Below are 24523 nucleotides of genomic sequence, written 5' to 3' on the forward strand. Positions count from 1 at the left end.
GTTGATTAGTATCCGCTTCAATCTGAATTCCTTGCTGTTTTCCGAGCGTGGCAAAACCCTCGATCAACGCCTGACACCTTATTCCGCACACCTTCCTTCAACTTCAGATGCATAATTCAGTCAATCACCCTGATGTTCTCATCGTCGGCAGCGGCGGCGCTGGCTTAAGTTTAGCCTTAAAACTGGCCGAACATGGAGTCAAAATCGCGGTACTCTCGAAATTCGCACTCACCGAAGGCAGCACTTTTTACGCACAAGGCGGCATCTCTGCGGTGTTCGACGCCGAAGACTCGATCGAATCGCATATCGAGGACACCCTGGACGCGGGCGCCGGCCTTTGCGATCCGGACATCGTCCGATTGACCGTGACGCACGGCAAAAGCTCGATCAACTGGCTGCGCAGCCAGGGCGTGGTGTTTACCGGGGAAGAAACCGAATCCGGCGAATTCAAACTGCACCTGCACCGCGAGGGCGGCCATTCGCATCGGCGCATCGTACATACCGCCGATGCGACCGGCAAGGCCGTGTCCCTGTCGCTGATCGAACGCGCGCGCGAACATGCCAATATCGACCTGTTAGAGCATTATAACGTAGTCGAACTGATTACCGGCCCTTGCGCTGACGGCGCCAGCCCGATCGGCAAGCGCATTCTCGGCGCTTATGTGCTGGACACCCAAAAACAACAGGTCAAAACGATCGCCGCGCGCGCGGTGGTATTGGCGACAGGCGGCGCAAACAAGGTCTATCTCTACAGCACTAATCCGCAAAGTTCGACCGGCGACGGCATCGCGCTGGCCTGGCGCGCGGGCTGCCGCGTCAGCAACATGGAATTCATGCAGTTCCATCCGACCTGCCTCTATCATCCCCAGGCGCGCGCCTTTTTGATCAGCGAAGCGGTCCGCGGCGAAGGCGGCAAGCTGATCCTGCCGAACGGCGCACCGTTCATGCAAAACTACGACCCGCGCGGCGAACTGGCGCCGCGCGACATCGTCGCCCGCGCGATCGATGCCGAGATCAAAAAACGCGGCATCGACTGCGTTTATCTGGACATCAGCCACAAACCCGAAGCCTTCATCCGCGAGCATTTTCCGACCATTTATCAACAGTGCCTCGATTACGATATCGACATCACTCGGCAGCCGATTCCGGTCGTGCCGGCCGCGCATTACACCTGCGGCGGCGTGCTGACCGACAGCTATGCGCGCACCGATATCGCCAATCTCTACGCGATCGGCGAAGTCGCCTGCACCGGCTTGCACGGCGCCAACCGGATGGCCAGCAATTCGCTGCTCGAATGCCTGGTGTTCGCGGAGCGCGCGCATATCGACCTGGTCAAAAAACTGCCCGAGATTGCCCCGCCGCCGCCGCTGCCGCCCTGGGATGAATCGCAGGTCAGCGACTCCGATGAAGAAGTCGTCGTCTCGCACAACTGGAACGAGCTCAGGAATTTCATGTGGGACTATGTCGGCATCGTCAGGAGCGACAAGCGCCTGCACCGGGCGCAGAGCCGCGTCGAGCTGCTCAAAAAGGAAATCGCCGAGTATTACGGCAACTTCCGGGTCACCAGCGACCTGCTCGAACTGCGCAATCTGGTGATCGTCGCCGAGCTGATCATCCGCAGCGCGATGCGGCGCAAGGAAAGCCGCGGCCTGCACTATACGCTGGATTATCCCAATCTCGACCAGAGCAAACCGCCAGAGCCGACGATCTTGCAGCCGGTGCGCTTGCAAGGGCGCAATACCTACGAAATGGGTGAATGAAAAACCGCCGGGCGTCCCTGCCCCCCGCAGCACCGGGACGCCTGAAGCCGCCTAACGTTTCAGCAACACCTCGACTTCATGCGCGGCGTGGTCGCAATCGAGCGTCGTTTTGACGACTTTCCGCCGCAATATCAAACTGGTACCGAGCCCGTCAATATCACGGGAGACATATTCGTTCAGCGGCGCGCAGACCTGCTGCATATGCTGTTCGGACTTCAATAAGGCGGAAAAGTCGCTGTCGTCATCGCTCGCCGTCAGCATCATCACTTCGCTGGTCATCCGGTTTTGAAAGCGGAACACCTCTTCGACATAGTGCGCGAACTCTTCTTTACTCAATCCGGTGTCGCCGACCCCTCCGACAAACGGCAGCGAGCATCCCTGTAACAGGGCGGCCTGCATGCATATAAACAAGCCAAGGAAATAAGGCAGCTTCATGTTTGATCAGCCATTCGAACGTAACAAGGCGATAACCGGCCCGGTTGAAAACCCGATAAATATACACAAATTCGCGGCCTGCCGTGGAGAAAAATACAGGCATCAACCGACTCTCGCGGCTTGACGGCAACGCGGCCAAAATCCAAGCCCTTCATCAAAAAAACTTTTAGCCGTGAGTCATCGGCAAAAGCGAAGTTCCGCGGCAAAGCGAAGACCGCCTGCGAAGCTCAGTCACCGCGAGTCTTCCGGCAATAAAATACCTTTAATATTTGCTCCATTTTTTGTATCATCGTACCAATACGCTCTTTTTTACGGTTTTTTTTCCGAGCGGAGAGCAACGGTTTTCGTAACCGATTCGTTAAGCGCTCATGCATAATAAAAACAATAACGAGATGAATTAAAGCTGTAAAGCACGGCTTAACAAACCGGTAGCTAGCCCGATGCGGCCGCCCATGACGCCCTGAGATACCGAACGATAAAGTTCGGCCCCAGTTCACCCAGGGCGGCAAGCATTCGGCTTTCCATACCCAGAATAATAAATTTAACAAACCGGTGTGACGACAATGACTGAAAAGACTGTAAGCAAATACCTGGCAAATCTGGAAAAATATTTCGCCAGCGACAGCCCGATTTTACAAAAAACCTCCAAAGTCTTTCATGAACTCGATCAACTGGAATTCGACCTCGGCCTGATCGATGCGGATCAAACCACCGCGACTAAAAGTTCCTGGTGGCCGATCGTGACCTTGATCGGCGGCAATTCCAACGCCAAGTCGAAATTCATGAACAGTTATTTCGGCTCCGATTTGCAGTTGACCGGCCTGCAAACCTCGCATAACAAATTTTCGGTGCTGCTGCACAACAACCAGACTAGCCCGACCATCTTGCCCGGCACCGCGCTCGATGTCGATCACCGCTTCCCGTTTTATCAGATCAGCCACAAGCTCGAGCAATTGCAGCCGGGCGAAGGCAGCCGCATCAATGCCTATCTGGAACTCAAAACGCTGCCCAGCGACCACCTGAAAGGCAAGCTGTTCATAGAAGCCCCCGCCATCGGCGCGACGCCGGCCAACGCGGTCACGTCTTTTTTGATCACTTATGCGATCGAAAACTCCGATACGGTATTCATCTTTACCGATGCCTTCGAAACGCCGTCGCCTTTGCTGGACCAATTGATCACGCAGATTCAATTGCACCAGGATACCAATAAACTGGTTTATCTGATCGATGCGCCCGCCGCCTTGACGGCAGCCAGAAGCGGCGAAATCATCTCGACCTGGCAACGGCGCCTGGCCGATATCGGCGTTTCCTCAGGCCAGTTCATGATTCTGCCAAGCCAGGATGGCGGCTTCATCCCACAGGCCGGCAAAATCGATTTCAGCCTGATCGACCAACGCCTCGCCAATGTCGGCTACGACCGGACTTACCGCGTGCTGCAGGCGCTAGAAGACAACATCGCCGAAATCGACAACGTGGTGATTCCGGAAGTCAAAAAAGGCATCGCCTCCTGGAAGGAGCGGGTCAATATGTCCAGCCTCTTGGTGCTCAGCCTGTTCATCGTGCTGGCCTTGTTTGCGGAAATTAACACTGGCATCGTCCTGGCCACGCTGATCGATCCGATTTTGGGCCCCATCTCGATTCTCGTGCTGATCGCGATCATGACGCCGATTCACCTGATCTTCAGTCGCCTGCACGCGAAGCTGATCATCGCGCAATTGAACAACCGCCAAAAGGAGCTGAATCTGCTCGAAAATCTGGCCGGCATGTTCGAAAAAAATCTGACTTTTTCGCGCATGTTGCTGCCGATTTCCGAACCTGCCCTCTGGAACAAGAAAACCAAGAACCGGCTGACCCAATTGACCGGCAAAACCAAGGATCTGGTGCAGTCCTTAAACGATACGTTCAGCACCTATAATGCGCAGCTTTTCGACGTTTTCGCGGACAGCAAGGGCCCCAAGGAACTGCCGTAAAACACCTTCTCCGGCCGCTAGCGCATAACGAGTCAGACTCATCATGGCAACCGTCGATAACATCAGACAATATCTGCCTTTATGCTGGTTCCGGCACAATCCGCTCGAACTGATTCGATCAACCGGATTTTTTAAACAGAACCTGATTTTCTATTACCTGGTCGAGTATTTCCTGCAGGCCAACATGACCGACGACCCGTTCGAGTCCTTTTACGAGGTCACGATCGAAACCGGACTGACCCTGCTGTTTATCGGCCTGATGCTGTTTTTTAATAAAACGCTGTACGGCTTCATCCAGGTCACGACCGCGATGATGCTCTGCGCGAATGTGGTCGCCTTATTCATCATCCCGGTGATGATCTGGCTGACCGTCAGCGATGATCCGTTGAGCTATTACCTGCTGTTTGCGCTGATCTTCTGGGATTTTGCGCTGGTTACCTACATCTTTAAACAAGTCATTGAAGTCAATGTCATCGCGAGCGGCGTCCTCGCCTTGCTGTATTTCGTATTGACCTACCTGGGAGCTTTCGGCCTGGGTCAATTGATTTGACCGCAAGATCCGCTTAGCCTCTAAAACCGCTCAATCTCGGGAAAACGCACGTTGCCCTGATGCACGTGCATCGCCCCCCATTCCGCACAGCGGTGCAGGCTCGGGATGGCCTTGCCGGGATTCAACAAGCCCTTCTCGTCGAATGCGCGTTTTAGCGCGTGAAACTGCCTCAATTCGCTTGCCGAAAACTGCAAACACATGTGATTCATTTTTTCGATGCCGACGCCATGCTCGCCGGTAATCGTGCCGCCGACCTCGACACACAACGCCAAAATCGCCCCGCCCAATTGCTCGGCCTTGTCGAGCTCGCCGGGTTTTGCCGCATCATAAAGAATCAAGGGATGCAGATTGCCGTCGCCGGCATGAAACACATTCGCGACCGTCAAACCGTACTGGGTGGATAATTCGGCGATTTTTTTCAAGGTGTCGGCCAGAAAACGGCGCGGTATCGTGCCGTCCATGCAGTAATAATCGGGGCTGATCCGGCCCGCGGCCGGGAATGCCGCCTTCCGGCCCGCCCATGCTTTCAGCCTGTCCTCCGGGGTCGCGGCGATGTCGAGCCGATAGGCGCCGCAGGCCTTCAGCAAGTAGGCCGCACGCTCCAGGTCCTGCTCGACCTGTTCCCGCATCCCGTCGAATTCGACGATCAAAACCGCCTCGGCTTCGACCGGATAACCGGCGCCGATAAAGTCCTCCGCGGCCTGAATGATCGTATGATCCATCATCTCCAGACCGGCTGGCAGCAGCCCTGCGGCGATGATCCCGGCGACCGCCTGCCCTGCCTTTTCGACAGCGTCGAACGCCGCCAGCAACACCTGCGTGTCTTCCGGCAAGGGCAGCAATTTGACCGTGATCTCGACCGCGACGCCGAGCAGTCCTTCCGAGCCGATCGCCACCGCGAGCAAATCGAGCCCCGGACCCTCGAGTCCGCCGCCGCCCAAGGTAAGCAACTCGCCCTCCATTGTCACGAGCTTGACCTCCAGCACATTGTGCGTCGTCAAACCGTATTTGAGGCAATGCACGCCGCCCGAATTTTCCGCGACATTGCCGCCCAGGGTGCAGGCGATCTGCGACGACGGATCGGGCGCATAGAACAATCCATAAGGCCGCGCCGCCTCCGAAACCGCAATATTGCGCACGCCGGGCTGCACCCTGGCCAGCCGATTGCGGGGATCGACTTCGAGTATCCGGTTCAGTTTCGCCAAACCGAGCAGCACGCCATTGTCGAGCGGCAAGGCGCCGCCGGCCAGCCCGGTGCCCGCGCCCCTGGCCACGACCGGCACGCCCTCGCGATAACAAATGCGCAGGATCTGTTGAATCTGTTCTACCGTTTCCGGCAGTAAAACCAGCCACGGCGGGCAGCGGTAAACCGACAAACCGTCGCATTCATACGGCCTTAACGCTTCCGCCTCGGCCAGGATCGAGGCGGGCGGCAACCAGCGCTTGAATTCTTCGAGCAGGCGCCGGCGGTCGGCCGGATGGCGAATTTTTTCGGAAGCATGCGGATGTGTTGTTATCATACGCGATTTGCAGGCCAATTTCGGAGTGATGCGTGTATTGTGTCAAATCCCAACACACGATTGAAGACAACATCAAAAAATCGCGCTTTATCGGCATGATTTTTCCTTGCAAGGACGAACAAGCGGTCGTCCGGCATTTGAAAACACTGCATGCCGAATACCCGGACGCCACGCACATCGTTTATGCCTACCGGCTCAAGACGCCGCAAGGCTTCGTTTACCGTTTTCACGATGCCGGCGAGCCCTCCGGCACGGCCGGCAAGCCGATCTTTCAGCACCTGGAAGGCAAGGATTTGATCGACGTGCTGCTGGTGGTGGTCCGTTATTTCGGCGGCATCAAGCTCGGCGCGGGCGGTTTGACCCGCGCCTACGGCAACGCCGCCAAACGGGTCATCGACGAAGCCGACATCGAACCCTTCATCGCCATGACCAGCGTCAGGCTGGCGGTGACTTACAACCAGTTGCAGCCCTTGGAGTATTTGCTCAAAAAACTGGACGGCCGCATCCTCGAGCAGCAATTTGCCGAACAGATCAAGCTGGTGCTCGAACTGCCCGCGGATCAGTTGCCGACACTGCAACAAGCCTTTCCGCTGCTTGAAAAAATCTGATCGGGAGCGCTTAGGCGATCGAACCCGACTGGAATTTATTTGGACTTGCCGCCGAATACGCTCTGATAAGACACATACATCAATGTCGATGTCAGCATGTACAGCACCGGCGTCAACAACGGCGTGACCGACAGGCACAGCAGCGCCTGCAAAAAAATGAAGCCCTGCAATTTATAGAACGCATTCGAACATTCGGATAGCGCCGTCCGGCCCTCTTCCTTCGCCGCGCTCCAACCGTAATTTCTAAACAGCATCAACGGATAGCTGAACCAGTTCGCGAAGCTGTTCAGCATCAAAAGGCAAAAAATTAGCGCGACATTGGCATAGCCGAACAGCCAGATCGCCAATTCGCGCGTCGTTTGCCGCAGCAGGTTTTCCGGGGTGAATTCCCAATAGAAGAAAAACTTGGCGATGTTTTGCCAATCGCCGGCCGCAATGCCGGCTATCGCCCTGAAAGCTCCCCAGCAAAGCACCAGACTGCCTGCAGCTAGGATCGCCAGCGGCAGGCTTTTCTTGACCGCCCAGCCCAAAGCGACCGGATTGTCGCCGCTGGACTTCAGATCGATATATTTGGCGACGCCGACGCCGACAAACAGACTGCTGACCGACACGAACACGCCCAGCGCCAGGGACAATTTTCCCAGCGTCATCAAGACGCCGATGATCAGGCAACAGCCGAACCAGGTAACCGGGGCGCGGCCGATAAACTGCAAGGATTCCCTGAGCCAGTCGCCGAAGGTGATTTTGCTCACGCGGAAATCCTGGCAATACCGACCGCATCGCGCAACTCCTTGATGAACGGGGCGCTGATCGCACGCGCCTTGCGCGCGCCGTCCTGCAACTGTTGCTCGATATGATCGGGCGCCTGCATCAACGCCTCATAGCGTTCCCGGGCCGGCGTGATATGCTCGTTGATGTATTCGAACAAGGCCTGCTTCATCTCGCCCCAGCCGATGCCGTTCGCATAGCGCACGCGCATCTCGCCGACTTCGGCCGGCGTCGCGAACGCTCGGTAAATGCTGAACAAGGTGCAAGTCTCGGGGTCCTTCGGCTCGCCCGGCTCCAGCGAGTTCGTTTTGATCTTGTTGATCAACTTTCTGAGTTTTTTCTCGGGCTCGAACAAAGGAATCGTATTGTTATAGCTCTTGCTCATCTTGCGGCCGTCGAGTCCCAGCAAGGTCGCGCCGTGCTCCTCGACCACCGCCTCGGGCAGGGCAAAATGCTCGCCGTAAATATGATTGAAGCGCGCCGCGATGTCTCTCGCCATTTCGATATGCTGAATCTGATCCTTGCCGACCGGTACCTTGTCGGCCTTGAACATCAATATATCGGCCGCCATCAGAATCGGATAACTGAACAGACCCATCGTGATGCCTTTGTCCGGATCATTTTCGCCGCTTTGTTCATTGTCCGCGATGGCGGCCTTGTAGGCATGCGCGCGGTTCATCAAGCCTTTTGCGGTCACGCAGGTCAAAATCCAGGACAGTTCCAGGATTTCGGGCACATCCGACTGCCGGTAAAAAACCGCATTCGAGGTATCGAGCCCCAAGGCCAGCCAGGTCGCGGCGATTTCCAGACTGGACTGGCGGACCCGCTCCGGCTCCTGGCATTTGATCAGCGCGTGATAATCGGCCAGAAAATAAAAAGGCGCGACATTGTCGTTTTTGCTCGCCGCGATCGCCGGCCGAATCGCGCCGACATAATTGCCCAGGTGCGGCGTGCCGGTGGTCGTGATGCCTGTTAATACTGTTGCTTTACTCATTTATTCCCACTCAACGGTCTGTGCTTAGTCAATTGATGCGACCAAAAAATCGATGCCAATCCATTCGAACGCCTGCCTATTGACGTGAATCGAAGCATGTCCCTCGTCTTGCATACTGAACGGCATCGGGTCATCCGCACATCTTACCGAAATTCAGACGATTTTGCAGGGCTAATGGCCGGCGAAAACTCGGCATCGGGATTTTTAGCCCCTGGCAAGACTTTTATAGTAAACTTTGGCTAAACCGAACGGGATGCGAAGGCTATGCTGCTCAAATCCCTGTGTTTTTATCACTCAATCCAGGTTAAAATTTTGCCCGATTATAATGAGAAGCGCCAACAAATGCGGCTGACGCTTGGCAGCGAAATCACCATCAAATTGGCCGGTTCGTCCGAGCAAAGGTCAGGTCATTGTAAATCGATCAGCGGCGCAGGAATTTCGTTTATCGCAGACCAGGCGCTGCCGCAGGGCAAGGCCGCCGAGATTCATGTCTTCAGAAGCCCGCAAGGCCCGCCGGTCACCGCCTTTATTGAGATCATTCGCTGCACTCCAGCAACCACCCACAGTTTCGAAATCGCCGCGGCGATCAAAAGCATCAAAGGATGTTGATTTAAATGTACACGATAACCAAAGAGGTTTATTTTTGCTATGGCCACCGGCTGATGAACCATCCCGGAAAATGCCGTCATCTGCATGGACACAGCGTCAAAGCCTCCATTTCGATCCAGCAGGAACAGCTTAACGCCCAAGGCATGGTCTGCGATTTTTCTGACGTTCGGGATTGCGTCGAGGCCTATATCGATCAACATCTCGATCATAATTTTCTGCTGCACAAGGACGACCCGATCATCCCGATGCTGGTCGCGAACAACGAACGCTTCCTGGCCCTGGACGAACATCCGACCGCCGAGGTGCTCAGCAAAATGATCTACCGTTACCTGCAACAGGCCGGCTTGAATGTGTCTCAGGTCGTATTATGGGAGACCGCCAGCGCCTATGCCTGCTACAGCGAAGATTCGCCGCGGTTATGAGCCAGCTGAACCCGGTCAACAAATCGCTCTGCCTCGAACAGGTCTGCGCCGCCAACTATCAAAAGCTCTTGCGCTTGATTCCCGACCTGCTCGACTACCGCGACACCGCGACCGGCCTTGCCGAAGGAAGTTCGACGCTGCATCTCGAAGTGCTCGAACGCTCGCCCTATACGCTGACGATTCTGCTGAGCCACAGCTTCAAAAAAAATCTTGAGGAATTTCTGGAACCCGCCGTCACGATACGGCTCTATCTGGACCTGCGCCTGGCCGAAGTGATCAGCGACCACGCCCGCGCCGCCGTCGCCAAGGTTTACAAGGATCCCGGCCTGAGTCTTGAGATTATGAATTACAAATGGCGGTTAAATTATTTTCTGCAAAAATGGCTGGATCATTGCCTGAATAAAAATTACCGCTTCCGTGCCGAAACCCTGCGAACGATCGCCATCGCCTAAAATCCCGGCGCTCGACCTGAGATTTCATTCCTCCCCGACATTGAAGCCTGCAAACGTTTGGGACGGGTTGAATAACCCGTCCCGCTTCAGAGCATGTCCGAGGGGCAATCCTTTATCCCTGTCGCCGTATGGCGAATCGGTCTTATGGCTTACGGTTGCTGTTGTACCGTAATATTGTCCTGCAACTGCGTCAACGCGGCATTGGCATCAGGGCAATCGCGCTTAAAAGCACTTGAAAATAGAATTTAGATGAGGTAATAAGTCTATCATTTTGAATTGCAATGATAGAAAAACCAACGCCTTCAATTATTCATCACTTTTCGAGCATTAAAGACCCTAGGGTTAACCGGCAAAAGAAGCATCAACTGCAAGATATATTCTTTATCAGCCTCCGCGCAGTGATTTGCGGAGCGGATAACTGGGTTGCGATTGAAGAATTTGGCTTAGCCAAAGAGGACTGGTTCACTGAATTGCTGGGATTAGAGCATGGCATCCCTTCGCACGACACCTTCGGTGAAGTGTATGCGGCCATTGATACCGACCAGTTTAGCGACTGCTTTTCCCGTTGGGTATCTGATTTAGCCCGTCTCACCGACGGGGAAGTCATTGCGATCGACGGCAAGTGCTTAAGGCGGAGCGTGGACAAAGCCTCAAAAAAAGCCGCGATCTATATGGTCAGCGCATGGGCGCAACAAAATAACCTGGTTTTAGGGTAGGTCAAAGTCGATGACAAATCGAATGAAATTACGGCCATTCCGAAGTTATTGTCACGGCTGGATATAGCGGGGACCGTGGTGACTATCGATGCGATGGGGTGCCAAAAGAAGATAGCCGAGCAGATTAAACAGCAAGGTGGTGACCATGTGTTGAGCCTGAAAGGCAACCAGGGTACTCTGCATGAGGATGTCCTTACCTTTTTTACCTCGTCGTTATCGCCGGCAGTCGCCTCTGTCAGTTATGACGGCGAGCATGGCCGAATCGAAACGCGCTCGCTTCGAGCAACCGCCGACATTGCTTGGCTGCAAGAGCGGCATGGCTGGAAAGGCTTGCAAAGTATTATCGCCGTCACGGCCAAAAGAGAAATCGATAACAAAGTAACCGAGGAAACGCGCTATTTTATCAGCAGTCTGGATGCCCATGATCCGAAGCGATTGGAGCGTGCGGTGCGAGCACACTGGGCGATTGAAAATAATCTTCATTGGGTGCTTGATATCGCCTTTGATGAGGACAGCAATCGAACGCGGAAAGGACATAGTGCGGCGAACTTGGCGGTGATCCGGCATATTGCCCTGAACCTGACCAAAGCTGAAAAAACGTCTAAGGTGGGAGTGAAAATCAAGCGCTTAAAGGCCGGATGGGATAACGATTATTTACTCCGTGTCATCGGGATGATTTAAGCGCGATTACCCTGTCAGCGTTGCCGTGCTGGCGTCGCCGTCAGCGTCCGTCAGCGTCCGTCAGCGTGTAGGTGAACACATCGCTCACCCCGCCCGGGGTGCCGGCGCTGCGGCTGTAGCTGTAGCTGCCGTCCGCGTTGATGGTCAACTGGCCGTACTGGCCGTTGACGGTCGTGCCGCCGCCCACCGGCGTCAGCGCCGAGCCGCCCGGGTTGTTGCCGGCGATCGCCGTCACCGTGGCGCCGTCCGCGCCCTGGGTGTCGGCGCCGCCGTCGCCTTCCGCGTCGGTGATCACGTTGCCCGTTGCCGGATCGAAAGAGCCTCCGGGAATAGTGTCGGTGTCGTTTACCGCGGTCGGTACGTCGTCCGCAATCCTGATGGTAATATCGCCCTCGGCACGGCCGCCGGTCTTGTCGGAGACAGTGACATGAAAACCATCATTCTCGGGAACATCGGGATTCTGACCAGGGTCAGGATTGCCATTTGTCGTATGAAAATCATCGACGACATTTTCAGTCAGCGTATATGTGTAGGTGTATGTCCCCTTACCATCATAATCTGTTATCGTAATGGTCCCGTGCGTTCCAGGAATCGTTTGGCCAACAAGGGTGGGTAGTTTATTGCCCCCGACATCAAAAGTCTGATTGCCTATGGTAATGGTTTTTATATCGGACAAGCCATTCGGGTCCCCAACGGTAATCTTTCCTCCGGAAACAATGTGAGCGTTCGACGTCGGATCTGAGCCATTGGGCAGACCTTTCTCATGGACTACTCCAGGACCTCCCTGCCCGTCTGGAGGAGCTATTTCAAGAAAAGGGGGGGCGTCGGAGGCGAGTGCGGGATTTAAAATCAGCACGTCCATCGGCGGAGGAAAACCGAAGTTTATTCCAATCGTATCGTAACCGCTGTCCGGCTGCGAAGTAGGATCGTTATACTCCACGACAAAAACCGCGCCATGGCCTTTGTTACCCTCGGGGCGGGGCTCGGCGGAATCGTCGGCAGCTTGGGCCTCGCCTGCGGCAGTCGCTCTCAATGCCTTGTTAGGATCGAAGTCTGCATCGAGCAATAATGCTTGCTGAACGGCGGCAACCTCGCCGTGCAAGCCGGTCGCCGCTTGAACGGCGGCTGGCTCGACCGGATTCTGGTGGACCAAGGCATCTTCGTTCAACGCGGCCTGCTGATTGCGGCCGAGGTCCATGGTCATGCCGTCATTGAATTCGATGACGACATTGCCGTTATCCGCGGTGACGATGACTTCGTCCGGAAGGACCTTATCCCCTGTATGGAGTACGCGCTCGACGCCGTTGGCCGAAACCGCCTTCACTACACCCGTCACAAATTTTACGATGCCGAATTTTGCCATGTTTGATACTCTCCACCAGGGGAATTGCTGACTTTGTTTTGTATAGAATCTGACGCTACTGAAAATAGCGGATGCTATGATTGTTTCACAATCACTGACAGTTGAGTATTGTACTTTGGTACTAAGACGCGAATTTTCGCCTGCCGGCCGCCCGTGGGATGGCTTGCCAACCGAGGCGAATCAGACTATCGAATCGAGGGAGGTATTGACCGTGGTTTCGCTTAGCAGCATCTGTAAATTCGCTGCGGATCGAGAGCGTTAAATAATCGCTGAGATATTCAGCCTGGACATCGCCCAGCAAGTCTCTGATATCTAGACTTCCGGCTTGGTTGTTTGGGGCGGGAGAGCTATGGTTCATGGCCTTTACTCATTCAACATAAAGCATTTCGAGGCGTTTTAAAATCGGATACTTCTCGGGATCAAATTCGGCGTGATACGCGAGATGAATCATCGGAGCCGCATTTTTTCAAAATCGCCATTCAAAGCGCGCTGACTTCGGGTAAAATTTGAAGCGGAGCCCGTTTTTAATGACCTCGCTGTGTCGGATGACGACACAAGCCGATGCAGCAAACCGCCTCACGACCCGATCATCAATTCTATAACCGCTCGCATTATGACCATGAAAAAAACTCCCCTCGACAAAGACAAGATGCAGAAATTCGTCAGCGAAGTCAAGCTTAATCAAAAGCTTAGAGAAGACACCTACCGTGAGCGGGCGCTTAAGCTGTACCCGTGGATTTGCGGACGCTGCGCACGGGAATTCACCTCCAAAAATCTTCCCGAACTGACCGTGCACCACAAGGATCATAATCACGATAACAATCCGCTCGACGGCAGCAACTGGGAGCTGTTGTGCGTTTACTGCCATGACAACGAACATTCCCGTTACGAAGAAATGCGTTTCGGAACTTCGAATGCGCTGAAGTCGTCGGCTCCGGTGTCGACCCATAATCCTTTTGCGGGACTGAAAGATTTGCTGGGCAAGAAATAGGCAGGATTCAGGTTTAGGGTAAAAGGCGCCGCCTTGCGCCCTGAGCCTACTTCAAGCGATCAATCCCAAGATTTGCCAGTGCATCCGCCCGGTCATTCTCCTTATGCCCCGAATGACCCTTCACCCATTTCCATTCGACCGCATGTCCGCTTCTGGCCGCATCCAGACGGCGCCATAAATCCTCGTTTTTGACCGGTTTATTGCCGGCGGTTTTCCAGCCTCTTTTTTTCCAGTTCGGCAGCCATTCGGTGATGCCTTGCATCACGTATTTGGAATCGGTATTCACCTCCACCCTGCATTCCTTTTTCAACGCCTCGAGCCCTTGAATGGCCGCCGTCAGCTCCATTCGATTATTGGTCGTTTCTTTTTCGCCGCCGTATAATTCCTTGACGACGCCTTTATAACTCAACAGCACGCCCCAGCCGCCTGGGCCGGGATTGCCTCGGCAGGCGCCGTCCGTATAGATGATCACCGTATCCGTCATGAACCGACCCGTGTCGCAGGATTGATCGAATTGGCCAGCGCCAGACGCGGCGCGGCTTCGCAAACCGGCGTCAGCGGAATGATATTGTAACGCCGCTTGATCGCCTTGATCGCATAGGCGCTGGCACTCAATGAATAACAATTGTCCATAAATTTTCCGTGTGTCGAACGCACCGATTTGGCGTTGAATTCGGTGAATAAAATAACTTCGAAATTGAGCAATTTCAACCAGTCGATGACGCGGGTGCGGCTGATGAAATGCCCCGACCAGGCATCATGTTTCTGCCGTTCCCACAGATATTCATAGCGTATCCGCAAACTCCAGGGATTGAAATTGACCACCACCAGGGTGCCTTCCGGCTTCAAGACGCGTTCGACTTCGCGCATGGTCCTAAGGCAACAGGGATCAAATTCCAGAAAATGCGGCAAGATGATCATATCCACACTATCGCACTGCAACGGCAAGCAACTGGCTTCCGCCCGGATTTTTTTGACCGCGGGGTCGCCCAGCCCCCTCGCATCCAGTACGGTATAATACTTATATAAGGTGCAGTCGATCAATTCCGTTTCCCAGCCCAAGGCGCCAATCTGCAAGATCGTCTGTTTGCAGCTGACCGTAATCGAACGCTGCAAATAATCGGTCTCCTGCCGCCTGAGCACTTCGCCGCGCGGAGTTTGATAGTAGGAAAATAAAAAGTCGCGCTTCATCGCATGTCAACACATGAGGATTGGTTGGTGTTTTTCCGAAAAAAATGTTATATACTTTGAAGCAAACGGCTTTAAAATTCGTTTGCAAAAATGACAACCGCCACTTGTTCGCAACTGGATTCAGACAAGTAATCTGCTGAAGGGGGCGTCGTTTTTTTATGATGCCACAAATCAGCACCTTATAGACATAAAAAGGGTTAGAAAATGCAAATTAATTCTAACAGGTCAGTCAAATTATTGTCCCTGTCGCTCTCGTTGATCGCCGCTGGCTGCTCCCAGACTTCAAAAGATTCCTTGCACACCTACGACAGGCCGCCGCAAGTTTCAGCTGATGACAGTAGTTTTTTCGGTCGATTTTCTAACCGTTCGCATAGCAAAAGCCACGGCGGCCAATACGAAACGGTATGGGAGCGCCTGTTATCGCTCTATGCCCTGCCCGAAATCGATAACGAGCGCGTTGATCGCGAGATCAGCTGGTATCTTCAGCATCCGCAATCGCTCGTTTCCTTGCAGCAACGCGCGGAACCCTATTTGCACCTCATCCTCGATGAGATCGAGGCCAAGCACATTCCGGGCGAATTGGCCTTGTTGCCGGTCGTGGAAAGCTCATTTGTTCCCGACGCCTATTCAAAGAGCGCCGCCTCCGGGCTTTGGCAATTTATTCCTTCCACCGGCCAAGAGTTCGGACTCAAGCAAAATTCCTGGTACGACGGACGCCGCGATGTCTATGCGTCAACCAAAGCGGCGACGTCTTATTTGAAGCAGCTCAGCGAAAACTTTAACGGCGACTGGCTGCTGGCTCTGGCCTCCTATAACTACGGCAAGGGCAATGTCAGAAAATGTATCGAAAAAAACGAGGACATGGACTTGCCGACCGATTACTGGTCGCTGAACCTTCCCGATGAGACCTACCATTACGTGCCGAAGCTGCTCGCCGTCGCCAAGATTTTCGCGAACGCCGAGCGCTATAATATTCCTCTGCGCCACATCCCGAACAAACCTTATTTCGAAGTCGTCGACATCAAGGCGCCGATCGATCTCAGCAAGGCCGCGCGGATGGCCAACACACCGCTCAGCGAGTTTCTCAAATTAAACCCGGGCTTCAATCGCTGGTGCACCGCGCCGGACGGGCCGCATCGCTTGTTGATACCGGTAAAAAACGCGCCGCTGTTTAAGAAGAATCTGGCCGAGATACCCTATTACGAGCGCGTCAACTACTCGAAACTGGTCGCGGAACAGGAAGAACAGATCATTGCCGAATCGAATTATCATAAGCCCGAGCCCACTGTGATCAAACCCGCAGAGGCGCGCCCGTCTTTGGCGCAAAATTTTGCAAGCTACAGGGTCAAACGCGGCGAAACCTTGGCGTCGATCGCCCAAAGAAATCATACGACGGTGCAAAACCTGCGCAGCACCAATCATTTGGCGAGAAACTCGGTTAATTACGGTTCGATCTTGAAGATTCCGTCTGCAGCCGCCAACCCAAGCGCCAAATCGCTTATCTTAGCCAAGGCTTCCCGCGCCGCGGAAAGCTACCACACCGTGAAAAAAGGCGATACTTTCTATAACATTGCCCGGCGTTACGCCGTCAGCCCCAAGGAATTGGCAAGCTGGAACCGTGTCAGCTTAAACGCCGCGCTGACGCCCGGACGCAAGCTGACGATCAAAGGCCGCGAGCAACAGGTCGCTTCCTCCTCAAACAGCCTGCGCTTGATCCGCTACACCGTCAGAAAAGGCGATACGCTGACCCAGCTTTCCAGAAAATTCAATATTTCGGTGACCGATCTGCGCAAATCAAACGCGGTAGCGTTGTCTAAAGGTTTACAGCCCGGCCAAACACTGAAAGTTTTGGTGGATAGCAGCCACTCAACGATTTAACCCGCCCCTGGCGGTTTCGTCCTGTAACCGCCACGCGAATTTCATTGTTATACATGCCCAAGGCCGTGAAACGTTACGGACGGGATGTATCTCCCGTCCGGCACCCAGAGAAGCAGGCGCTTCGCGTCATGGGCTCCCAAGCGGGATGGGCCTGGGAACAAGAAAATGAGCGATCCCTTTCGTGAATCTTTGTGTATCACGATGAGCGCGGGAACGCTAGCGGTTATGCTTTTTTCTCGTTCCCATGCAGCACGCTCATCGCTGACTGCTTCCGTTCCGACTAATTCACCCGTGAACCCTGTGAGGGCGCCGGAGTGTCTTCATAAATTCCGGTCAGTTTGCGTTTGAATTCATTAGCTATCTGCCTTGAATCCTGATTGGATTTCACGACGCGCGGAGTAATGAGAACCACCAGCTCAGTTCGAGCCAGAGTATTTGACGTGTTACCGAACAACGGTCCAATCAACGGTAATTCATGTAAAAAGGGAAAGCCTCCTTTTACCACGCTTCTATTGTCGTCGATTAAACCACCGAGCACGATGGTTTCCCCGCTTAAAACCGCCACATTGCTTGTGATTTCGCGGGTTTGGATCGTTGGTGAGTCGATTTGGCTGGACTGGGTTTGAACGGGTCTTTCGACGCTTTGTTCGATATCCATGATGACCATGCCATTGGCGTTAACCCTCGGCTTAACCTTCAATTTCACACCGGTTTTACGCTGTTGGATGCCGCTGGTGACTAATCCACCCGAAGTCTGGGTACTACTATTTCCAATAATAGGGGTTGTTGAGTTGACATTGGTGACATTCGTGGATTGCGAGGTTCTTAACGGAATTTCGTCACCGACCTGAATTGATGCCTCCTGGTTATTCAAGACCATCAAGGAGGGCGTCGAGATGACGTTGACTTTACCTTTGTTCGCTTCTGAGGTTAAAAGGGCTCGGATATCACCTGAATCGCTTGCGAAAGCATAACCGAATCCCCCCGTAGCGGCCGCAAGCGCAAGCGATTTTATACCTACATCGGCAGTTGGCGTCGACGAGTTTAAGGGTGCACCTCTGTTTTGTGCAACACCAGTTCCCCCCGCATACGAGTGTTCGATGTACCACCTGATGCCGTATTCCAAATTATCGGTCAACGAGACGGAGACGATCTGGGCATCCACCAACACCTGCAATGGCATGACGTCAAGCTGCGTGATCACTTTATGGATTACCTCATACTCCTGAGGCGTCGCCACGACCACAACCGAATTGTTCGCTTCATCGGCAATGATCCTGACATTTTCACCGACATTGGAAACCGAGGCATCGCCGGTCTTTCCGGTTGATGCCGTCCGCTGCGAACTCTTAGTCTTTTCGGTAGAACTTTTATTGGTTATCGTAGCCGCCGTTTGACCTGGCGCGACTTTGGCCTGCTTGCTCGGCATCGCGGCGCCGGTAAAGATCGCGTTCAATTCGTCAGCCAATTCGACCGCATCCATGTGCTGAACACGATAGACATTGACGCCGCCGCCATGCGCCGAAGTCGCCCGGTCTAATCGGTACACCCAGCTTTCAATATCGCGCAAATAGTTCTGCTGCTGCGTAATCGCCAATACCGCATTCAAGCGCTCAATCGGCAAAAAGCGGAAAAAATCACCGCCCTCTTCTCCGCCCTTCAAATCGAACACGGCCTCCAGCTCCTTGATAACGTCCTCGGGAGCCGCATGCTCCAAAGTAAACAGACCGAACGAGCGGCCGCGCAGCACATCGATATCGAAGGTGGCGACCAATTCCATGATACGCTCAAGTTCCGCGGATGACCCGGAAACGATCAGCGCGTTTCTGCCGGGATCCACACTGATGCCGGTTTTTTCCTGCAACAGCGGCTTGATCACTTCGAGCAGATCGGCCGCCGCCACATAGCGGATCGGAATCGCGCGGCTTTGAAAACCCGCCTGACCCGCGCCTTGCCCCACGCCGGCGCTATACACGGCATCCGCGGCCGGCTCGATATGGTAAATCCGCCCCTCCTTGACCAGCGCCGCATTATTCAATCGCAACACCATTTCCAGAGCCGGCAGCAGTTCTTCCTTGGTCAAGGGTTCGGTCGTCTGCAAGGTCACTTTACCGGCAACCTTCGGGCTCAACACATAATTCTGCCCCAGGATATCGCTTAAAATCACCTTCGAGACTTCGCCGAGATCGGCTTCGTCGAAATTCAGGCTATAAGTGCCGGGCCCAGCCGATTTGGCTTGCGGCTGTCTGGAGCCGCCGCCCGCCCTCGATGATGGTCTTGGCGAAAAACGGCCGGAAGCAGGATACAACTCGATTTTTGACTTTAAAGACTCTTCAGTCGCTTTTTTATTTTGCAGTTCTTCAAATAAAACGCCGGAGTTTTCGTTTAAAGCCGGTTCGGATACCGGCGTCAACTTCAGTTTTTCCGCCGGTTTCGGCCCCATAAACTCGCAACCGGAAAGCATTAAACCCGCCGCAACTAAACATGAAGCTGTTTTTAAGGTGGTTGAATTATTCTTCATTTTCGCTAGTCTCGGATTCATCTTCAGCGGGTTCGGATTCAACGGGTTGCCTTCTGTTAAGCCTTCGCCGGATAGCATCGTCCTGTATTTGTCCTGTGTCGTTTGTTTTTGCGAGCGGTCGCTGTGCATTCCGCCGCGGATTTTGTTGTTGCGTATTCTGGTTTTTAATTTGCTCCGGCGGCAACTCCTTGGGCTTGGGTTTTCTCAGTACCAATTCCTTGGATTCCCCGCCTAACTCAAAAACCACCCGATCCGGTTTGATCTTCGTCAAGCGCCAGCCGTCCACGTCCTCATTTTCCGCGACTTTCCGATAGTTATCGGCTTTGCCCTTTGCTCCGGGCGCCGCAGAAGGCACGGCTCCCGCCACGGCCGGGGCAACGGCGGCGTCCTTGGTGCGGCTCAACAACGCGGACAAGCCATTTTTTCCGGTAAAAATTCCGTCCAGGCGCCAATCAAAGGTTTCGCTGCCGATTTGCTCCTTCTCTTTTTCGGAGCTAGCTTCTTCTACCGGTTTTCTGCCTTTTAAAAATAACGGCCTGGCAACCAGATCGACATAACTTTCCTCGGTTTTCGCGCCCAGATCCACTTCCGGAATCTGCTCGCTGGAAAAATCCGACGACGTTGAAGACTCGATTGAGCTCAGCAGGCGGCTTTCGGAAAATTTCGCGAGCAGCCATTCGGCAACGATAATAACGAGCAATGCCGCGCAAATAGCCGATACCAATTTTAAAATTTTAATATTGATATTCATTCGGCCTTCTTTCTCATAAAACTGACCGCCTGAAAATTCACATTCAAGTCATTGGTCTGTTCAATCTGCCGGGTGTTCCGATTCCTGACTCCGCGCATGGGCCGGATGTCCAACTGATCGATGATAATCAGCGGAGTCGATGTTTCCAGCCGATAGAGGACTGAGCGCAACACCTCCGAATTGCCGGTCATGCGCACGCTGACCGTCAACAGGCTGAATTTGTCCTTGCTTTTTACCGGCAAGGCTTGCGTGCTGCTGAGTTGGCCGCCCGCATCCACGATCGCTTTCTTAATGAACTCCTGCACTTCGGCCGAAGCCAGCGCCTCGGTACTTTGGCTATTGAAATAGTTTTGCTCCTGGATCGCTTCCTTGACGGTGCCGACGCTATCGATCACCGCATCCTTGCCGGCCAATATCCTTTCATATTGCCTCAATTTAAGCGCAAGCTGGCCTTTTTCTTCGTGCAGATCCATCCACTTGCTGACCGCCGGCACAAAAACAACCGCGATCAGCAGCAAAATCACCGCGGCCAGAAGACCGACGGCCAACCCGCGCTGTATGTTCCTATTCTTTTCTTTGCTCACCGGACTGTTCCGCTTTGACAATATCGGCCGTTATCTGAAAACGCTCAAAACCGGTCGTCGTATCCTGAGTCACCGGCGAAACGAATTTGGCATTCGCAAAGGTTTCCGAATCTTCCAGCACCGCAATCAAGCCGGAAGCGGAAGGCGATTCGCCTTGTATCTGCAGATGGCCGTCCGCAAACTGCAAATAAGTCAGCCAGGTAGTGTCGTCCTTGATCAAGGCGCTCAGCGTATTCAGCATCTCGATGACGGGCGGCGAAGCGTTTTTCGCCTTGATCAAATCTTCGGTTTCCGCTATCACGGCATCGATCTCTGCCTGCATGCCTTTGATCTTCTTGGCATCTTTCTCTATCGCATCGATTTTTTCCTGCAACAGCGTGACCGTCTGATATTCAAACAGCACAGGCAAGAACAACACCGCCGCCAATAGCAGAATCACGCCCCCCGCCAGCGCCGCATAGATCAGATGGGAGGTTTTACTGGTGTTGGCGCCGAGCCACTCCGGGAATAAATCGTAGGCTGCGTCGAGTTGCTCCAAATCATTTTCCGCGTCTTCATAATCCGCGAATAACGGTGCAATTCCAAGCGCGGTAAGATCCGCATAAAGGCCATCCAACACTTCGCGCGGGGTCAATATCAGCAGCACCTGGATCAGCCCGGGCTCAGCCGCCGTATCCAGTAATTTTACCGCAAAATAGACCTGTTCCGGTTTAAACGGCGTAAATCTCGCCAATTCGTAGGCAACCACCTGTGCCAGATTTTCTTTGGCGGCCGCCGGCAACGCCAGCTCCCGGCAAATCCCTTCCGCACGATGCAGACGCACAATAAAATGGGCCTTGGCGAGCCGTTCATCCGTTGCCAACAATTCACTGAATTGCGCAGCGCCTTCTTCATTACGGCTCAGCACGGCCAAAGGCTCTTGCGCCTCGCCGGCGTAAGTCAATTCGAATTGATTGCCCTGGGTCCTTATGATGACCGTATCGTGCTTGTCGCTAATGAGCGCCCTGAGTTTTTCAGGCACCAAAAAAGCGAGCTCTTTCCGCCACCATCTAAAGAACTTTTTAAAATCCAGTTCGATTGTCGAATTAAGATTTAGCATTCGGCGTCACTAATAATGAGTCCTTGTCCTCGGAAAATAACGATGTATCGGCTCTTTCTTCGCGTTTCCAGCTTAAAGTTTGAAACGGCAACGCGCCGCCCGCCGTTCCGCCCACCACCTGATTATAGGTCACGATGGTTTTTATTATAGCGCCCGAACCATTCTCAAGTTGAGATTCGGCAATAATTTCAATGATGTTGCCCTGTCCCGATCCGCAATTGAAACCCGGCCCCAAGCTCACAGGCTGCATCGGCAACCCGGTTATCGCACTTTGCCTGCGCAATTCCATGCATTGCTCCACCAGCGCCGCATCCAATCCCAAAGCCAGCATCACTTCTCTCGATGCCTGCGCCAAATCGACTTGCGGCTGCCCGGAGTATATCGTGACCAAGGGCTCCAATTGCTTCAAAATCGTCTCATCCATGCCCAATACCATTTGCAGTTCTTCAAGCGACTGAAACGGCTTATTTCTCGGCTGATACAGTTTGCCCGCCTCTTTATATTCTTTTTTTTCCGCCCCCTCGATGTTGACGAGGTCGTCAGGATCGCGCCAATCCATGATTGCCGAAACCAAAGCGGTCTGTTTTTCCTCGTCAATGGGAACTTGCGCCATCAGTTGCTGCAGCTGCACCTGATTCGCGTTGTTCACATCGATCTTGCCGGTTTCGCTTTGCAAGCGGATTCTGACCAACGCATTCAGAAATTGTATCTGATAAATATTACCGTCGGTATGCCAGCGCTTGGCCGGGTCCGGGTTCATCAGCATCATCTGTGCCATCGCGATGCCGGATTCGGCCGCCGCCAGAGCCTGCGCGCCGCCGGTGAGGCCGGCTATCACCCCGGTTTCTCGCCGCATCGTCAGAGAAAAGCTTGCCGCCATGATCATCAACAACGACAACACCCACAGCACCAACACCAAGGCAAAGCCTTGGTGTCTCGGCATGGCGAACGCAAGCGGCCGCATGCGCAACGCCATCAAATCTCCGCAGCGGCCTCCGGAATTATTCGTCAGCATTGTCTTGCGCGCCCTCCTCATCGCCTTGGGCATCCTGACTATCTTCATCGCCGGATTGATCCGATGCCACCCCTGAAGCATCTGTGGCGCCCGCCAATTTTAACTCGAAAGTCATTTCCGGCCAGAACACTTGATTTTCAAGATCGACCTTGATTTTGACCAATTTGGGCAATTCCTCCCTTTGCAGCCATTGGTCCTGCCAACGGCTCTCGCTTTCTCCGGCTTCCTGGCCGAAATAGGCCAGCGAAAAATTGCCGACATGCCTGATCAAGGTCTCTTCTTCAGTGATCCATTCATCGCCCTCGGCAACAGGATAAAACGGCGCAATCGTCACTTTTATGACATTTTCCCTGTTTTCGTTCAGTAATTGTATCGTGAACAGCTGCAAGCCGGCTCTGCCCGCGCTGGCCGGAAAAGAAGAGACGAACTGCAACGTCTGGCGATCGCCTTGAAAGGAAAAAAGCCGTTCTTCCTTGGTAAAATCATTCCAGAGGGGCTTCGCCATCACCAAATGGCGCTGAAAAAAATTGACGACGCCGGCGGTTTCGCTGACTTCAAAAATTTTTTTCTCGCCCTTTTCCCAGCTTTCCGCGCACATTTTCAAGCTGACAAACAACAGCGTCATCATCACGCTGAGCAGAGTCATCGCCAGCAGCACTTCAATCAGCGTAAAACCTTGAACCGACTTAGGGCTTCGCAACGGCAACCCCCGCCAATTTCAGCTTTGTCAGCTCGAACTGCCTTGCGCCACCGCCTCGGCGATTTTGCCCTCCCCAGCTGACCGTGGCAGTGACCATGAATAACTGGGCGGGAATGGCCTGCGTATCGATCCCTTCGGCGGTCAAAACAAAAGGCGTTACCGTCAGATCCCAACGATATTTATCATTTACCACGCCGGACGCCTGCCCTGACTGCAAGGGGCCTTCGACACCCGGCATCGCGATCATGGCCTCGGCGATCTGCACCGCGGCGGTATAGTCTTCCGAAACCGTTGCATTGCGCAGACCCGAAGAAAAAATATTCAATAACACGCCCAAGGCGATTGCCATGATCGAAAAAGCCACCAGAATTTCGAGCAACGAAAAGCCGCGCTGAAATTTAAGCTGTCTTTGCATCGCAAGCATCGCCTGGCTCCGGTCAGTCGCGCGTAACATCTTCGACTTCGAGTTGACCGGTCAGCCAGTTGATGTCGATTTGCTTCGACACCTCGCCTCGGTCCAAAACCACCCGCCCGCCGGTCGAAGAGCCGTCCGCAAAAAAGCGGATATTGGCCTGACCCTCTCCGGTCAGTTCGCTCTGCGCTGTCACCACCGTCACCGCAATCGACTCGGGTATCGAATAGTCCTTGTCACGGTCGCCTACCTTATACGTATTGTTGGCAAGATCGAACGCCACGGTCATCTCCTGATGCCTCATCAGCGCCTGGCCCCTGGCATACCGCAACGCGGACACGACGTCCCTGACCACGGCCTTGTGCTCAAAAGCGCCTGTGCCTGAGGATAAATTTAACGCGACGACCGAAAACCCGAGAACGATGATGACCAGTACGATCAGCAGTTCGAGCAAGGTAAATCCTTGGGATCGGCGCAGCGAAACCTGCAAGAGAGGCCTCATATCATTTCAGCGCGTTATCCGCAGCGGCCAA

General features: G+C 53.9%; 24 protein-coding genes and 1 pseudogene. 10 read left to right on the top strand and 15 right to left on the bottom strand.

What is annotated here, in order from left to right:
* The first annotated feature begins 107 nt into the window (after positions 1 to 107).
* Positions 108 to 1760, top strand: a complete 1653-nt coding sequence (nadB, locus tag METLA_RS0112855) for an L-aspartate oxidase (protein WP_024298932.1) — start codon at positions 108 to 110, stop codon at positions 1758 to 1760.
* Between the two features lie 51 nt (positions 1761 to 1811).
* Here the strand turns inward: nadB and METLA_RS0112860 are convergent, their stop codons facing one another.
* On the bottom strand, positions 1812 to 2195 hold the full coding sequence (locus METLA_RS0112860) for a hypothetical protein (RefSeq protein WP_024298933.1): 384 nt from the start codon (positions 2193 to 2195) through the stop codon (positions 1812 to 1814).
* A gap of 563 nt (positions 2196 to 2758) precedes the next feature.
* Between METLA_RS0112860 and METLA_RS0112865 the strand changes: the two genes are divergently transcribed.
* The gene (locus METLA_RS0112865; protein ID WP_024298934.1) at positions 2759 to 4165 is read left to right on the top strand and encodes a P-loop NTPase family protein; all 1407 of its coding nucleotides are present in this window, start codon (positions 2759 to 2761) and stop codon (positions 4163 to 4165) included.
* Positions 4166 to 4208: 43 nt separating this feature from the next.
* Positions 4209 to 4715, top strand: a complete 507-nt coding sequence (locus METLA_RS0112870) for a hypothetical protein (protein ID WP_024298935.1) — start codon at positions 4209 to 4211, stop codon at positions 4713 to 4715.
* A gap of 20 nt (positions 4716 to 4735) precedes the next feature.
* Here METLA_RS0112870 and METLA_RS0112875 read toward each other — a convergent pair whose 3' ends face one another.
* Positions 4736 to 6235 (bottom strand): FAD-linked oxidase C-terminal domain-containing protein, encoded by a 1500-nt coding sequence (locus METLA_RS0112875; RefSeq protein WP_024298936.1) that lies wholly within the window; start codon positions 6233 to 6235, stop codon positions 4736 to 4738.
* A 32-nt stretch (positions 6236 to 6267) separates the two neighbouring features.
* On the opposite strand from METLA_RS0112875, the gene METLA_RS0112880 reads away from it, so the two are divergent.
* Positions 6268 to 6843: a YigZ family protein gene (locus METLA_RS0112880; protein WP_024298937.1), complete on the top strand. Its 576-nt coding sequence runs from the start codon at positions 6268 to 6270 to the stop codon at positions 6841 to 6843.
* A gap of 35 nt (positions 6844 to 6878) precedes the next feature.
* Here METLA_RS0112880 and METLA_RS0112885 read toward each other — a convergent pair whose 3' ends face one another.
* Together METLA_RS0112885 and METLA_RS0112890 are read right to left on the bottom strand one after the other, a co-directional pair.
* Positions 6879 to 7595, bottom strand: a complete 717-nt coding sequence (locus METLA_RS0112885) for a hypothetical protein (RefSeq protein ID WP_024298938.1) — start codon at positions 7593 to 7595, stop codon at positions 6879 to 6881.
* Entirely contained in the window at positions 7592 to 8605 is a 1014-nt protein-coding gene (locus METLA_RS0112890) for a tryptophan--tRNA ligase (protein ID WP_024298939.1), read from the bottom strand. The genes METLA_RS0112885 and METLA_RS0112890 overlap by 4 nt, the downstream gene beginning before the upstream one ends.
* 264 nt (positions 8606 to 8869) lie before the next feature.
* On the opposite strand from METLA_RS0112890, the gene METLA_RS0112900 reads away from it, so the two are divergent.
* The 4 genes and pseudogenes from METLA_RS0112900 (at position 8870) to METLA_RS20920 (ending at position 11485) form a co-directional block, all read left to right on the top strand.
* Entirely contained in the window at positions 8870 to 9214 is a 345-nt protein-coding gene (locus METLA_RS0112900) for a PilZ domain-containing protein (RefSeq protein WP_245598792.1), read from the top strand.
* A 5-nt stretch (positions 9215 to 9219) separates the two neighbouring features.
* Positions 9220 to 9636, top strand: coding sequence for a 6-pyruvoyl trahydropterin synthase family protein (locus METLA_RS0112905; RefSeq protein WP_024298941.1), 417 nt, complete (start codon positions 9220 to 9222; stop codon positions 9634 to 9636).
* A complete protein-coding gene (locus METLA_RS0112910; RefSeq protein ID WP_024298942.1) occupies positions 9633 to 10088 on the top strand; it encodes a DUF1249 domain-containing protein in 456 nt (151 codons plus the stop codon). The genes METLA_RS0112905 and METLA_RS0112910 overlap by 4 nt, the downstream gene beginning before the upstream one ends.
* Positions 10089 to 10369: 281 nt before the next feature.
* A pseudogene (locus METLA_RS20920) lies at positions 10370 to 11485 on the top strand (ISAs1 family transposase).
* A gap of 40 nt (positions 11486 to 11525) precedes the next feature.
* Here the strand turns inward: METLA_RS20920 and METLA_RS0112920 are convergent.
* On the bottom strand, positions 11526 to 12848 hold the full coding sequence (locus METLA_RS0112920; RefSeq protein ID WP_024298943.1) for a retention module-containing protein: 1323 nt from the start codon (positions 12846 to 12848) through the stop codon (positions 11526 to 11528).
* A gap of 613 nt (positions 12849 to 13461) precedes the next feature.
* Here METLA_RS0112920 and METLA_RS0112930 point away from each other — a divergent pair.
* A complete protein-coding gene (locus METLA_RS0112930) occupies positions 13462 to 13839 on the top strand; it encodes a YajD family HNH nuclease (protein ID WP_024298944.1) in 378 nt (125 codons plus the stop codon).
* A 46-nt stretch (positions 13840 to 13885) separates the two neighbouring features.
* Here the strand turns inward: METLA_RS0112930 and rnhA are convergent, their stop codons facing one another.
* Positions 13886 to 14323, bottom strand: a complete 438-nt coding sequence (gene rnhA, locus METLA_RS0112935; protein WP_024298945.1) for a ribonuclease HI — start codon at positions 14321 to 14323, stop codon at positions 13886 to 13888.
* Positions 14320 to 15030, bottom strand: a complete 711-nt coding sequence (locus METLA_RS0112940) for a class I SAM-dependent methyltransferase (protein WP_024298946.1) — start codon at positions 15028 to 15030, stop codon at positions 14320 to 14322. The genes rnhA and METLA_RS0112940 overlap by 4 nt, the downstream gene beginning before the upstream one ends.
* A 204-nt stretch (positions 15031 to 15234) precedes the next feature.
* On the opposite strand from METLA_RS0112940, the gene METLA_RS0112945 reads away from it, so the two are divergent.
* Positions 15235 to 16908 (top strand): lytic transglycosylase, encoded by a 1674-nt coding sequence (locus METLA_RS0112945; RefSeq protein ID WP_024298947.1) that lies wholly within the window; start codon positions 15235 to 15237, stop codon positions 16906 to 16908.
* A 280-nt stretch (positions 16909 to 17188) separates the two neighbouring features.
* Here the strand turns inward: METLA_RS0112945 and gspD are convergent, their stop codons facing one another.
* From gspD to METLA_RS0112985, 8 genes are read right to left on the bottom strand one after another with little or no spacing between them, the layout of a single operon-like run.
* Positions 17189 to 19372 (bottom strand): type II secretion system secretin GspD, encoded by a 2184-nt coding sequence (gene gspD, locus METLA_RS0112950; RefSeq protein WP_029646650.1) that lies wholly within the window; start codon positions 19370 to 19372, stop codon positions 17189 to 17191.
* A gap of 46 nt (positions 19373 to 19418) precedes the next feature.
* Positions 19419 to 20180, bottom strand: a complete 762-nt coding sequence (locus tag METLA_RS0112955; RefSeq protein WP_024298949.1) for a hypothetical protein — start codon at positions 20178 to 20180, stop codon at positions 19419 to 19421.
* Complete coding sequence (gene gspM / locus METLA_RS0112960) at positions 20177 to 20764, bottom strand: type II secretion system protein GspM (protein WP_024298950.1); 588 nt, start codon at positions 20762 to 20764, stop codon at positions 20177 to 20179. Before gspM ends, METLA_RS0112955 begins: the two co-directional genes overlap by 4 nt.
* The gene (locus METLA_RS0112965) at positions 20745 to 21863 is read right to left on the bottom strand and encodes a PilN domain-containing protein (RefSeq protein WP_024298951.1); all 1119 of its coding nucleotides are present in this window, start codon (positions 21861 to 21863) and stop codon (positions 20745 to 20747) included. The genes gspM and METLA_RS0112965 overlap by 20 nt, the downstream gene beginning before the upstream one ends.
* The gene (locus tag METLA_RS0112970; RefSeq protein WP_024298952.1) at positions 21850 to 22878 is read right to left on the bottom strand and encodes a type II secretion system minor pseudopilin; all 1029 of its coding nucleotides are present in this window, start codon (positions 22876 to 22878) and stop codon (positions 21850 to 21852) included. The genes METLA_RS0112965 and METLA_RS0112970 overlap by 14 nt, the downstream gene beginning before the upstream one ends.
* Positions 22865 to 23578, bottom strand: coding sequence for a prepilin-type N-terminal cleavage/methylation domain-containing protein (locus METLA_RS0112975; RefSeq protein ID WP_024298953.1), 714 nt, complete (start codon positions 23576 to 23578; stop codon positions 22865 to 22867). The genes METLA_RS0112970 and METLA_RS0112975 overlap by 14 nt, the downstream gene beginning before the upstream one ends.
* Positions 23565 to 24032, bottom strand: coding sequence for a type IV pilus modification PilV family protein (locus tag METLA_RS0112980; RefSeq protein ID WP_245598793.1), 468 nt, complete (start codon positions 24030 to 24032; stop codon positions 23565 to 23567). The genes METLA_RS0112975 and METLA_RS0112980 overlap by 14 nt, the downstream gene beginning before the upstream one ends.
* A complete protein-coding gene (locus METLA_RS0112985) occupies positions 24016 to 24492 on the bottom strand; it encodes a GspH/FimT family protein (protein ID WP_024298955.1) in 477 nt (158 codons plus the stop codon). Before METLA_RS0112985 ends, METLA_RS0112980 begins: the two co-directional genes overlap by 17 nt.
* Positions 24493 to 24523 lie beyond the last annotated feature (31 nt).

The organism is Methylomicrobium lacus LW14 (genome assembly GCF_000527095.1).
In the GTDB taxonomy this organism is placed as follows: Bacteria; Pseudomonadota; Gammaproteobacteria; order Methylococcales; family Methylomonadaceae; genus Methylomicrobium; species Methylomicrobium lacus.